The 11,547-nt window shown below is 74.2% G+C and carries 15 protein-coding genes and 1 riboswitch; of the genes, 10 read left to right on the top strand and 5 right to left on the bottom strand.

Annotation, left to right across the window (positions count from 1 at the left end):
• Positions 1-181: 181 nt before the first annotated feature.
• Positions 182-817 carry an NADPH-dependent F420 reductase gene (locus DEJ09_RS13865; RefSeq protein ID WP_111088964.1) on the bottom strand — a complete coding sequence of 212 codons (636 nt, stop codon included), beginning with the start codon at positions 815-817 and terminating at the stop codon, positions 182-184.
• A 75-nt stretch (positions 818-892) separates the two neighbouring features.
• On the opposite strand from DEJ09_RS13865, the gene DEJ09_RS13860 reads away from it, so the two are divergent.
• The 4 genes from DEJ09_RS13860 (at position 893) to DEJ09_RS13845 (ending at position 2,731) form a co-directional block, all read left to right on the top strand.
• Positions 893-1,189 carry a GNAT family N-acetyltransferase gene (locus DEJ09_RS13860; RefSeq protein ID WP_111047405.1) on the top strand — a complete coding sequence of 99 codons (297 nt, stop codon included), beginning with the start codon at positions 893-895 and terminating at the stop codon, positions 1,187-1,189.
• A gap of 21 nt (positions 1,190-1,210) precedes the next feature.
• Positions 1,211-1,564 carry a VOC family protein gene (locus DEJ09_RS13855; RefSeq protein WP_258373909.1) on the top strand — a complete coding sequence of 118 codons (354 nt, stop codon included), beginning with the start codon at positions 1,211-1,213 and terminating at the stop codon, positions 1,562-1,564.
• A gap of 190 nt (positions 1,565-1,754) precedes the next feature.
• The gene (locus DEJ09_RS13850; protein WP_051596672.1) at positions 1,755-2,225 is read left to right on the top strand and encodes a MarR family winged helix-turn-helix transcriptional regulator; all 471 of its coding nucleotides are present in this window, start codon (positions 1,755-1,757) and stop codon (positions 2,223-2,225) included.
• A complete protein-coding gene (locus tag DEJ09_RS13845; RefSeq protein ID WP_111088963.1) occupies positions 2,222-2,731 on the top strand; it encodes a metallophosphoesterase in 510 nt (169 codons plus the stop codon). The genes DEJ09_RS13850 and DEJ09_RS13845 overlap by 4 nt, the downstream gene beginning before the upstream one ends.
• A gap of 103 nt (positions 2,732-2,834) precedes the next feature.
• On the opposite strand, the gene thiD is transcribed toward DEJ09_RS13845, so the two are convergent.
• The 3 genes from thiD to thiM all read right to left on the bottom strand — a co-directional run bounded on the left by thiD (position 2,835) and on the right by thiM (position 6,036).
• Entirely contained in the window at positions 2,835-4,430 is a 1,596-nt protein-coding gene (gene thiD, locus DEJ09_RS13840) for a bifunctional hydroxymethylpyrimidine kinase/phosphomethylpyrimidine kinase (RefSeq protein ID WP_111088962.1), read from the bottom strand.
• The gene (gene thiE, locus DEJ09_RS13835; RefSeq protein ID WP_258373908.1) at positions 4,427-5,176 is read right to left on the bottom strand and encodes a thiamine phosphate synthase; all 750 of its coding nucleotides are present in this window, start codon (positions 5,174-5,176) and stop codon (positions 4,427-4,429) included. The genes thiD and thiE overlap by 4 nt, the downstream gene beginning before the upstream one ends.
• Positions 5,173-6,036: a hydroxyethylthiazole kinase gene (thiM, locus tag DEJ09_RS13830; RefSeq protein ID WP_181433368.1), complete on the bottom strand. Its 864-nt coding sequence runs from the start codon at positions 6,034-6,036 to the stop codon at positions 5,173-5,175. The genes thiE and thiM overlap by 4 nt, the downstream gene beginning before the upstream one ends.
• A riboswitch (TPP riboswitch) is annotated at positions 6,025-6,120 on the bottom strand. It overlaps the preceding gene by 12 nt.
• Positions 6,121-6,200: 80 nt before the next feature.
• On the opposite strand from thiM, the gene DEJ09_RS13825 reads away from it, so the two are divergent.
• The 5 genes from DEJ09_RS13825 (at position 6,201) to DEJ09_RS13805 (ending at position 10,583) form a co-directional block, all read left to right on the top strand.
• Entirely contained in the window at positions 6,201-7,139 is a 939-nt protein-coding gene (locus DEJ09_RS13825) for an NUDIX domain-containing protein (RefSeq protein WP_111088961.1), read from the top strand.
• A gap of 102 nt (positions 7,140-7,241) precedes the next feature.
• Complete coding sequence (locus tag DEJ09_RS13820) at positions 7,242-7,988, top strand: phosphotransferase enzyme family protein (RefSeq protein WP_111095034.1); 747 nt, start codon at positions 7,242-7,244, stop codon at positions 7,986-7,988.
• A complete protein-coding gene (locus tag DEJ09_RS13815) occupies positions 7,985-9,061 on the top strand; it encodes a winged helix DNA-binding domain-containing protein (RefSeq protein ID WP_111088959.1) in 1,077 nt (358 codons plus the stop codon). Before DEJ09_RS13820 ends, DEJ09_RS13815 begins: the two co-directional genes overlap by 4 nt.
• A gap of 113 nt (positions 9,062-9,174) precedes the next feature.
• A complete protein-coding gene (locus DEJ09_RS13810) occupies positions 9,175-10,113 on the top strand; it encodes a DnaJ domain-containing protein (protein WP_111088958.1) in 939 nt (312 codons plus the stop codon).
• 86 nt (positions 10,114-10,199) lie between these two features.
• Entirely contained in the window at positions 10,200-10,583 is a 384-nt protein-coding gene (locus tag DEJ09_RS13805; protein WP_181433367.1) for a hypothetical protein, read from the top strand.
• On the opposite strand, the gene DEJ09_RS13800 is transcribed toward DEJ09_RS13805, so the two are convergent.
• Entirely contained in the window at positions 10,577-10,939 is a 363-nt protein-coding gene (locus DEJ09_RS13800) for an RNA-binding S4 domain-containing protein (RefSeq protein ID WP_071405402.1), read from the bottom strand. The genes DEJ09_RS13805 and DEJ09_RS13800 overlap by 7 nt on opposite strands.
• Before the next feature lie 33 nt (positions 10,940-10,972).
• Here DEJ09_RS13800 and DEJ09_RS13795 point away from each other — a divergent pair, with 33 nt between their 5' ends.
• Entirely contained in the window at positions 10,973-11,230 is a 258-nt protein-coding gene (locus DEJ09_RS13795; RefSeq protein WP_258373907.1) for a hypothetical protein, read from the top strand.
• The last annotated feature ends 317 nt before the right edge of the window (positions 11,231-11,547 follow it).

Below are 11,547 nucleotides of genomic sequence, written 5' to 3'. Positions count from 1 at the left end.
GCGGATCGCAGCCCCAGTTCGGGGTCGCCGCCGACCGAGGACGACATCGCCGACATGACGACGATCTTCGACCGGGCCTGAGCGGGCTTTCGCGCCCGGTTGTTTCGCGCCGAGCGACAGGTCACGGGCTGCGGAGCCCGTGAGGTGTCGCTCAGCGCGAAACTGCGTCGGGGGCGCGTCGCTAGCGCGTCGCGGCGGCCAGGGCGTCGCGCAGCTCGGCGGCGGTCATCCGCGGGCCGTAGCCGGGGGTGTCCCGCTGGATGCGCCAGCCCTCGGCGAGCGGCCCGGCGTCGACGACGTCGAAGCCGAACGCGTCGATGAGCTCGGCGACGGTCTGCTTGGCGGAGCCGTCGTCGCCGGCGATGACGAGGGCACGACGATCGGGGGTGCCGGCGGGCGTCGCGTGGCCGGTGAGGTCGTCGGCGCCGATGTGGTTGAACGCCTTCACGACACGGGCGCCGGGCAGGTGGTCCTGCAGCATCTCGGCCGTGGTCGTGGACTGGTCGTCGAGGGCGGCGATGTGGCCGTCGCGCTCCCAGTAGTAGTTGTTGGTGTCGATGACGACCTTGCCGACGAGGGGCTCGACGGGGATCGTCTCGATCGCGGCGAGCGGCACCGTCACGACGACGATCTCGCCCGCTGCGGCTGCCTCGTCGCGGGTCGCTGCGCGTGCGCCGTCGCCGAGTTCCGTGACCAGGTCGGTCAGGGTCTCCGGGCCGCGGGAGTTCGCGATGACGACCTGGTGGCCGTTCCGTGCCGCGAGTCGAGCGAGCTGGGATCCGATGTTGCCGGCGCCGATGATTCCGATGGTTGTCATGGTGTCCCTGCAACGCTGCCCGCCGTCGTGCATTCCCCGGGGGCGCGAACGCCCCGCCGGGAGCATGATGGCGGCATGGACCCCGACTTCCGCGACGAGACCGACCAGGACCGCTACGCGATGTACGTCGGCGGCGAGCTCGTGAGCGTGCTCGACTACCGGGTGAACGGTGACGCGGTGGCGTTCCCGCACACGTACACGGTCCCGAAGCACCGCGGCCACGGCTACGCGGCGCAACTCGTCGAGTACGCCGTCGCCGACGTCGAGTCGTCGACCACGAAACGTATCGTCCCGATGTGCTGGTTCGTCGGCAAGTGGTTCGACGAACACCCCGAGAAAGCCGACCTGCTCAGCCGCAGCGCCGCGGACTGAGCACCGAACGAAGGGGCTCCCGTGCCCACCATCACCCCGTTCCTCTGGTACGACGACCAGGCCGAACAGGCGGCCGAGTACTACGTCGGACTGTTCCCCGACAGCCGCGTCGACAGCGTCAGCCGGATGCCCGACGGCCGTGCCCTGGTCGTGGAGTTCACGTTGCTCGGCGCCCCGTACCGCGCGATGAACGGCGGCCCCGGGCACCCGCACACCGACGCGGTCTCGTTCCAGATCGACGTGGACACGCAGGACGAGCTCGACCGGCTGTGGGACGCCCTGCTCGCCGACGGCGGGAGCCCGACGGCGTGCGGGTGGTTGACCGACCGCTGGGGTCTGGCGTGGCAGGTGACCCGTCGATGCTGGGGGAGCTGATGAGCGGATCGGGTGATCCGGAGGCCAACGCCCGCGTCTTCGAGGCCATGATGCAGATGGTCAAGCTGGACATCCCCGCACTGCAGGCCGCGGCCTCCGGTCACTGACCCCACTCTCCGCGGACCCGCCGGTAGTGTGACCGGACGAGAAGACCGCCGGCCGGCGCCGGCACAGACAGGCTGGAGCCACCATGGACCACCCGAGTTCGAGGGTCCGCAACAGCGACATCAGCCGGGCGTACACCGAGCTCGCCCGCATCACCCGTCGGGCGAGCATCCGGGCCCGCGGTTCGGACCAGGTGTTGAGCGTCGTCGACCAGTCCCTCGTCGACTTCGTCGTCCAGCACCCGGGCTGCATGGCCATCGACATCGCCCGCTACCTGCGCCTGAACCGTTCGACGATCTCGCGGCAGCTGTCCGGGCTCCTCGCGACCGGACTGGTGCGGACGACCGACGGCGGCAGCGGCAACGCGAAGCCGCTCGAGGCGACCGACGCCGGCCGCGCCGCGCTCGAGCGGTCGGTGCAGCTGCACCGGGACGCGCTCGACGAACGGCTCGCCGACTGGTCGGACGACGACATCGCACTGCTCGCCGGGCTGCTGGAGCGCCTCGGCGCCTCGGACGAGGCCGGGCTCCCGATGCCGGCGCCCACCGAGTCGTGACGACGTCGTTCGTCCTGCTGTCCGACACGCACCTGCCGAAGCGCGCGAAGGACCTGCCGCCCGGACTGTGGCACGACGTCGACGCGGCCGACCTCGTGGTGCACGCGGGGGACTGGGTCGACCTGGCCACCCTCGACGCCGTGCAGGCGCGGTCCAGCCGGTTCGAGGGCGTGCGGGGCAACAACGACGGTCCGGAGTTCGACGACCGGCTGCCGCTCGTCGCCCGGTTCGGTGTCGAGGACCTGCGCTTCGCCCTGGTGCACGAGACCGGGGCGTCGACCGGTCGGGAGCGCCGGATGGACGCCGAGTACCCGGACACCGACGTGCTCGTCTTCGGCCACTCGCACATCCCGTGGGACACCGTGGCGCCGTCGGGGATGCGCCTGCTGAACCCCGGTTCGCCGACCGACCGCCGTCGCCAGCCCGACCACACGTGGATGCGCGGCACGGTGAACGGCACCGAGCTCTCCGTCGAACTGGTGCGGCTGCCGCCGGCCGCCCGCTAGTCCCGGTCGCCGGCCTGTGTCGGCGCGCCCCGTTCCCGAAAGCGACAGATCCCTGCGGAACTTCTCCGGACATCTGTCGCTTTCGCGGGGTGTTCGACGGCCGTCAGCGCAGCAGTGTCGCTTCGGCGGCACCGACCGCGCCGCCCGCAGCCGCGGTGGCCCCGACCGCACCGCCCGCCGTGACCGCGCCGCCCGCAGCCGCGGTGGCCCCGGCACCAGCAGCCCCTGCCGTCGGCATCCGGAAGAACGCGAGCTCCCACTCCGCCGAACGCCGGAACGCCCGCGCCATCCGCCCCCGCTCGTCGGGCGTCGCCGCACGGGCTGCCTCCTCGACGAGCCGGGTCGCCTCGGCACTCGACGCCGCGAACCCCGGGTCCCCGTACGCCGTGATCCAGTCCGCGAAGGCGTGCCCGTCCGGAGCGACCCCGAGCTGCGACCCGACCCAGGCGTAGACCCGGAAGCACGGCAGCACCGCGGCGGCGAGCACCGCACGGGAGCCGGAGTCGGCGGCCTCCTGCAGGTGCGCGAGGTACCCGGCGCACGTGGGGTGCACGGGATCGTCGGCGTGCGAGCCGGCCAGCCGACGGTGGTGCAGGTCGCGCGCCTCGTCGGCACACCCCTGCGCAGCCGCGGCCCAGAACGCAGCAGCACCGCCAGCGGCAGCGCCATCGCCAGCACCAGCACCCGAACCGGCACCGGAAGCGCCGACCCCGAGCGCCGCCAGGTGCCGCTCGTACGCCCGCAGGTAGTGGACGTCCTGCGCCAGGTAGCCCGCGAACACCTCCGGTTCGAGCGTCCCGTCCCGGAGCCCCATCAGGAACGCGCAGTCGATCGTCTCCTGCAGCACCGATGCCGCATCCGCCCACCACACGTCCGTGTACGACAGCGCCGGCATGGCTGCCCGCGTTTGCGCCCCGTGGTCGACCGGACCGTTGCCGCTCCCGACCGACAGAGCATCGGCCCCGCGGAGCGCCGCCGTCAGCCACTCCTTCGCCACCCCGACCGCGAGCTCCCAGTCGCCGTGCCGCGCGGTGAGCGTCGCGATCGCACTGGAGAGCGAGCACCCGGTGCCGTGCGTGTTCGTCGTCGTGACCCGGGGACCCGTGAACACCCGTACGGTGCCGTCCGGTGCCACGAGCACGTCGTCCGAGGTCGGCCCCTCGTCGTGCCCACCCTTCGCCAGCACCAGGACGTCCCAGCGCGCCGCCACGGCACGCGCCGCCGCCAGCGACGAAGCCGACGACGACACCCCGGCCAGCTCCGCCAGCACCACGAGCTCGGCCCGGTTCGGCGTCACCAGGTCGGCGAGCGCGAACAGCGCCCCCATGGCCGCCGCCGCGTCCTCGTCGAGCAGCCGGTCCCCGCTCGTCGCCACCATCACCGGGTCGACGACGACCACCGGCGGCCGGTGCTCCCGCAGCCAGTCCGTCACGACCCGCACGACGTCGGCCGTGCCGAGCATCCCGATCTTCACCGCGTCGACCACGACGTCGTCCGACACCGTGTCGAGCTGCTCCCGCAGGAACCCGACGTCCGGCACGTGCACCGATCGCACCCCGTGCGTGTTCTGCGCGACGAGCGCCGTCACGACCCCCATCCCGTACCCGTCGTGCGCGGCGATCGCCTTGAGGTCCGCCTGCATCCCGGCCCCGCCCGTCGGGTCGGTCCCGGCGATGCTCAGCACCCGTGGGACGCTCATGCGTCCGCCCCGTGGTGCGTCACGTCGGCCTGGAGGTGCGGATCGCCATCACCTGACGGCCTCGCCTCCGTCCCGTGGTCGGGTCCAGGGCCCCACGCGGCCACGTACGCCGCCGCCGCGGATCCGGGGTCGGCCGCAGCGCAGATGCCCGACACGATCGCGACCCCCGCGGCACCGGCAGCCCGGAGCGGCGCGACGTCGTCGAGGGTCACGCCGCCGATCGCCACGCACGGCACGTCGGTCGCGGCGGCCAGCCGGGCGAACCCGTCGTGGCCCAGCGCCGGCGGGTGGTCCGCCTTCGTCGCCGTGGGGTGCACGACCCCGACGCCGAGCAGGTCCACGGTGCCGCGGGGGAGTCGCTCGACGGCAGCCAGGTGCGCGAGCGTGTTCGCGGTGAGGCCCACGTGGGCGTCCGCGCCGAGCAGGGCACGGGCGGCGGTCACGGGGACGTCGGACTGGCCGAGGTGCACGCCCGCGACCCGGTGTCCCGCGTGCCGTGCGGCGAGGGCGACGTCGAGCCGGTCGTCGACCACCACCGTCGCACGGTCCCCGACGGCGTGGGCGACCGCCGCGGTGAGTGCCAGCAGGTCACGCGCCGAGGCGTCCTTGTCCCGTACCTGCACGATCCGGACCCCGGCGTGCACGGCGGCACGGACGACCCCGAGCACCCCGATGCCGTGCCGGTCGGCCAGGGCACCGTCGGTCACCAGGTAGACGCCGAACCCCGCAGACTGCAGCCCGCTCATGCCGACACCGCCCGGGCACCGACAGGAGCGGTCTCGACCGTGATCCGGGCCTCGCGGACGACGTCCTCCGAGGTCAGCGACGCCAACCGGTCGAGGAACAGCGGCTGGAAGGTCCCCGGCCCACCGGCATCCCGCGCCGCGAGCTCCGCGGCGATCGTGTGCACGGCGGTGGCGGCGACGGCAGCGGCACCCGCGTCCTCCGGCGCGACCGACGTGAACGCGGCGACGACCGCGCCGAGCGCACATCCACCACCGGTGATGCGTGTCAGCAGGTCGGTCCCGTTCGCCACCCGGACCACACCGATGCCCGGCGCGACCAGCAGGTCGACCGCACCCGACACGGCCACCGCGGCCACGAGCCTCCCGTCCGAAGCAGCGACGGACGCGACCCGGGCGTCCTCCGTGCCCACCGTGCTGTCGACCCCGCGGCCACCGGCCGAGTCGCCGAGCAGGGCGAGCACCTCGGACGCGTTGCCCCGCAGCACCGTCGGGCGCAGCGCGAGCAGGTCGCGTGCCAGGGCGGTCCGCACCGGCAGCGAGCCGACCGCCACCGGGTCGAGGACCCACGGGGTCCCCGCGTCACGGGCGGCGTGCACGGCCTCGAGCGCGGCGACCCGCGGTTCGGCGTGCGGGGTCCCGGTGTTCACCAGCAGGGCATCGGCGACGCGGGCGAACGGCCCCGCCTCGGTCGGCACGTCGACCATCGCGGGCGAGGCCCCGAGCGCGAGCAGCACGTTCGCCGTGACGTTCTGCACGACGGTGTTCGTGATGCACTGCACCAGCGGGGCCCGGGCACGCACGGCCTCGAGCAGTTCGGCGGTTCGGTGGGCCCAGGCAGGGGAGGGCGCAACGGTTTCCATGGACGATCCCTTCGCGAGTACGAGCTCGAGCAGGTTCGACGGGTGTGATCTCAGCCGCTGGATGCGGCACCCCGTGTCTCGAGCGACACCGTACACGACGCCCGGTGACCACTTCGAGGCCCGCTCCGGGCACCGTGTGCCAGGGTTGGACCGTGCCAGACGCAATGCCCCCCGGGCCCCCACCCGGCCCCCGCGACCCCGGCGACGCCTGGGCGGTCGGCCCCGACGGCACCAAGGCGTGGGGACGCTTCGGCGCCGCCGGCCTGCTCGTCGACGACGGCGCCGGCCGCGTGCTCCTGCAGCACCGCGTCGAGTGGAGCCACCACGGCGGCACCTGGGGCATCCCCGGCGGCGCACGGCACCAGGGCGAAGCAGCGGTGACCGCCGCCCTCCGCGAATCCGCCGAAGAAGCCGGCGTGCCCGACGACGCGATCGCCCTGCGCCACACCGCGCTGCTCGACCTGGGCTTCTGGACCTACACGACCGTCGTGGGGCGCGCCTCCCGACCCTTCGAACCCGTCATCGCCGACCGCGAGAGCCTCGCCCTGTCGTGGATCCCGATCGACCAGGTCGACGACCTGCCCCTGCACCCCGGCTTCGGCAGGTCGTGGCCGACGCTCCGCGCCACGATCGCGACCACCCCGCACGTCGTCGTCGACGCGGCCAACGTCGTCGGCAGCGTGCCCGACGGCTGGTGGAAGGACCGAGCCGGCGCCGCATCGCGACTGTTGGCACAGGTGTCGGCGCTCGCCGCGGGCGGGGTCTCCGCATCGTTGCTCGACCTGCCGTTCGCCCGGTGGTGGCCGCGGTGGACCGTGGTGCTCGAGGGGGAGGCCCGGGCCGCTGCGGACGTGGGTGGTGCTGGTGGAGACGGCGGTGCGGACCGCGCTGTCGGCGCTGACCGCGCCGCCGCCACCGGCGCTGTCGACGTCGTCCGTGCTCCGGCTTCCGGCGACGACGCCATCGTCGCGTCCGCGCGGGCCGCGGTGCAGGCCGGCGACGGGCCGGTCGTCGTCGTGACGGCCGACCGCGAGCTCCGCGACCGCGTCGAGGCCCTCGGCGCGGTCGTCCACGGGCCGTCCTGGTTGCGCGACCAGCTGTAGCCGCCTGGACCGCCGTGTTCCGGATGGTGACCGAGCGGCCGTCGGTCGCTGCCGGTACGCTGGCCCTCCGTCAACGGAGACGCAACATGCAGGAGGTTCCCCTTGGAGCGCATCACCAGGGCCGACGACCGAGTCCACCGCCCCGCCGGGCCGTGGACCCCCACGGTGCACCGGCTGCTCGCCCACCTGCACGAGCAGGGGTTCGTCGCAGCCCCCGAACCGATCGCCCTCGGTGACACCCTCGAGACGGTCTCGTTCGTCCCCGGTGTCGCGGGCGAGTACCCCTGGACCGAGGACATCGCCAGCGAGGCCGCCCTCGTCACCAGCGCCCGACTGCTCCGCCAGTTCCACGACGCCGCCGCGAGCTTCCCGCGCAGCGCCACCGACGACCTCTGGTCCCAGGCCGACCGTGCCCCCGTCGAGACGATCGTGCACGGCGACTTCGCCCCGTACAACTGCGTCTACGACGGCATCGCCGCCGTCGGCCTGATCGACTTCGACACCGCGCACCCCGGCCCCCGCGTCTGGGACGTCGCGAGTGCCGTCTACCGGTTCGCACCGTTCACCACCGGCGCTGTCGAGGGATCGACCGCCCCCGACCTCGACGAGCGGCTCGCGCGCGCCGCCGAGTTCTGCCGCGCCTACGCCCTCGACGACCGCTCCCGGGGCGTCCTGGCCGAGACGATGATCGCGTCCCTCGTCGCCCTGGTCACGACGATCGAGCACGAGGCCGCCGCCGGCAACCCGAAGTTCGTCAGCGACCTGCAGCACGGCCACGCCGACCTGTACCGCGCCGACGTCGCCTACCTGGAGCAGCACGCCGACGCCGTCACCGCCGCCGTCGCGTGACCACCAGCCCCGCGCGGCTCCGCACGGCGCGGTTCGCGGCGCAGGGCATCGCGGCACCCGGACTGCGACCCACCGAGGTCGTCGAGCGGATGCTGGCGGTGCAGGGGCAGGACCTCGGCCAGGTGCTCTGGGCCATCGGGGTCCGCGCTCCCGGATCGACGCGGGACGACGTCCGTGAAGCCTTCGACCGCGGGGAACTCGTCCGCTCGTGGCCGATGCGCGGCACCCTGCACGCCCTGCGCCCCGACGACCTGCGCCTGCTGCTCTCGCTCACCGCCGAACGGACGCTCCGCACGATCGCCCGACGCGCCGCCGAGCTCGGCATCGACGACGCCCTGCTCGGCCGGGCCCGGGACGCGACGATCGCGGCCCTGGTCGGTGGTCGCGCGCTGGTCCGAGACGACCTGTTCGCGGCGTACCGCGCTGCGGGCATCGACCCGGCCGGAGGCCGCGGCTACCACCTGGTCCTGCAGCTCGCGCAGGAGGGCCTCGTCGCCTGGGGCCCCACCGCCCGCGTCGGGCAGGGGCTCGTGCTGCTCGACGAGTGGGCACCCGCCACCGCTGACCCGCCGGACCGCGACGAAGCCCTCCGCCGGGTCCTGCTCGGGTACCTGCGCGGCCGTGGCCCCGCGACCGAGGCCGACGCCGCGAGCTGGACGAAGCTGCCGCTCGGTGACCTCCGCCGGGCGCGGGCGGCGGCGGGGAACGCGGTGGAGGACCTCGGCGACGGGCTCCTCGACCTCGCCGACCGGCCGGCAGCCGCGCGCGTCCCCACCGGGCACCTGCTCCCCGGCTTCGACGAGTACCTGCTCGGGTACGCCGACCGGTCCGCGCAGCTCGACCCCGAGCACGCCGACCGGGTCGTCCCCGGGGCCAACGGCATGTTCCTGCCGATGGCCGTCGTCCGCGGTCGCGTCGTCGGCACCTGGAAGCGCACCGAGCGCCGGGCCGGGCACCTCGTGACCGTCACACCCTTCGGTGCCCTCGACGCGTCGTCCGTCCGAGCACTCGAGGCGGCGGCCGCGCGGTTCGCGGCGTTCCTCGGTGCGCCCGTCGCGACCACGGTGGTCTGACGCGACCACCTGCGGACCGTGTGCCGAGGCTGCCCGGCCGCACCGCCCCTCCAGACCGCACCCAGCAACCATGCGGCGGACTCCGACACTGCCTCCGGTAATGTCGCAGGGCCATGACGGACAGCCCGGCCGACGCCACCCCCTACGAAGTCCTCGGCGTCCCCGCGACGGCTGACGACGAAGCGCTCCGCCGCGCCTACCGGCGGGCGGCCCGCGAGACGCACCCCGACCTCGGCGGCGACGCCCAGCGCTTCCGCCAGGTCCAGCTCGCATGGGAGCGCATCGGCACGCCGGCGGCCCGGCGCGCGTACGACGTCGGGTCCCGCGCGTACGGCGCGTACGGCGCGTCCGGGGCGACCGCCGGCAGGGGTGACACCGGTCGCGACGCCTACGCACCCCCGGCAGCGCGTCGCGACACCCGCCCCCGGGCCCGGTCCCACGGACACCCCGGCGGTCGGTCGCGCGAGGTCTTCCTGCAGGCCGAACGCGAGTGGGTCGGGCTCGGCGACCCCATCGAGGACCCGTACGACCCCACGCTCATCCGCTCCGCGCCCCGGCACATCCGGCGCCTGCTCGCCGAGGCCCTGGCCGAAGAAGCGACCGCGCTGATCGTCTCCGACATGGGGATCGGCGTCACGGTGTGGCACGACCTCGACGCCGGAGCCGAGGGCAAGCTCGACCACGCCGTCCTCACCCCGAGCGGGCTCTGGGCCGTCGAGTCCATCGACTGGGGCGCTCCGGTCCGCGTCGAGCACGGCGAGATCGTCGGCGAGACGCTCGCACCGGGGGAGCGACCCGTCAAGGAACTCGTCCGCGCCGCCCGTGCCGTGCAGAAGCAGACCCGGGTGCGGTTCTCCGGGCGGCTGCTCGTCGTGCCTGACGCCGCCGTCACCGAGGACGTGCAGCTCGTCGGCTCCCCGAAGAAGCCCACCGCGCTCGTCGTCCGCCGGAGTGCGCTCGCCCAGGTGCTGAACGGCGGCTGGTCGCCGGCGGGTTCCGTCGACGTGTTCGAGATCCGCGACCGCCTGCAGCAGACCGTCCGCTTCGTCTGACCCTGACGCCTGCGGCCCGACGCCTGACGCCTGACCCTCGACCCGGGCTCCGACCGTCACCGTCCGACGCGTCGTACGATCACGGCATGCGCGAAGAGGTAGTCGTCGTGGTCGGCGGGTGGGAGCACGACTGCTGCGGGCCCGCCTACGAACGGCAGACCACGGCGGCGTTCACCGCGTACGGCAGGACGCCGCGGTTCGCCGAGTCCCGGCACCACGACGACCCGTTCGGCATCACGGAGTTCCGTGGTCGTGTGGCCGATCTGTTCGTCGTCGCGGAGGACGGCACCCGCATCCCCGTCCACCGCATCCCGTCCGGTCGCGCGCTGGGCGGATCCGATCCGGACGACGACGGGCACCTCGAGGCCCCGTGGACCGGAGAACGGATCGAGGTCGAGTCCGACACGTTCGAGATCGTGGTCGATGTCCACGTGCCCGGGTCCGGGTCCGGGTCCGCGGAACGTCAGTAACCGCGGAGCTTCTCGAGGTCGCGGCGCTCCCGCTTGCTCGGCCGTCCGGCACCGCGATCGCGCATCGGGACGAAGCCGGCCTCTTCCTTCGACAGCCGCGGCGGGGTCTTGTCCTCGAAGTGCTTCGCAGCCTCGGGTGCGCTCGTCCGCTTCAGGATGATGCCGGTGACCATGACGATGCGGTCGAAGCCGTTCTGGCGCACCCGCACCTCGTCACCGGGGCCGATCGGCTGGGCCGGCTTCGCGCGCTCCCCGTTCACCCGGACGTGACCGGCCTTGCACGCGGCAGTCGCGGCCGACCGGGTCTTGGTGATCCGGACGGCCCAGATCCAGCTGTCGACCCGGGCCTTCTCCATGCCGACACTCTAGGCGGCCCGTACCCTGGGGCGGTGCATGCGGACGAACAGGCGGCGATCGCCCGGGCCCGTGCCCTCGGGGTGCTGCGCGACGCCGCGATCGGGGACCGCCTCGTGGTCCGGGCGCACCACGGGGACGGCGCGCAGGACGCCCTCGGCGACCTGGTCGCCCGGACGCCGGACGCCGTGACGATCGCGAGCCGCCGCGGCCCGGTCGAGGTCCGGCTCGCCGACGTCGTCGCCGCGAAGCCCGTCCCGCCGCCCCCGCCCGCGCGGCCTGCTCGACGCTGACGCGCTCGGCTCGCACCGTGCGGACTTGTCGTGCTGTCGAGCCGGGGTCGCACGGTGCGGACTTCGTCGGCGGGTGCGCCGTCGGAGGCTCGGTGCGGGGTTGTGGTGCCGCACGGAGCCACCAGCCCCGCACGGTGTGGCGGAGACGGCACCGTGCGGGATTCGCGGAGCCGGGGTCGCACGGTGCGGACTTCGTCGGCGGGTGCGCCGTCGGAGGCTCGGTGCGGGGTTGCGGTGCCGCACGGAGCCACCAACCCCGCTCCGGCTGACGAACCTCGCACCGTGCGAAACCAGCGCGCCGCCCCGCCCCGCCGCAC

Source organism: Curtobacterium sp. MCLR17_055 (genome assembly GCF_003234305.1).
GTDB lineage: Bacteria > Actinomycetota > Actinomycetes > Actinomycetales > Microbacteriaceae > Curtobacterium > Curtobacterium flaccumfaciens.
Note: the sequence above shows the minus strand (reverse complement) of the source record. Positions and strands in the feature narration are given on the sequence as shown.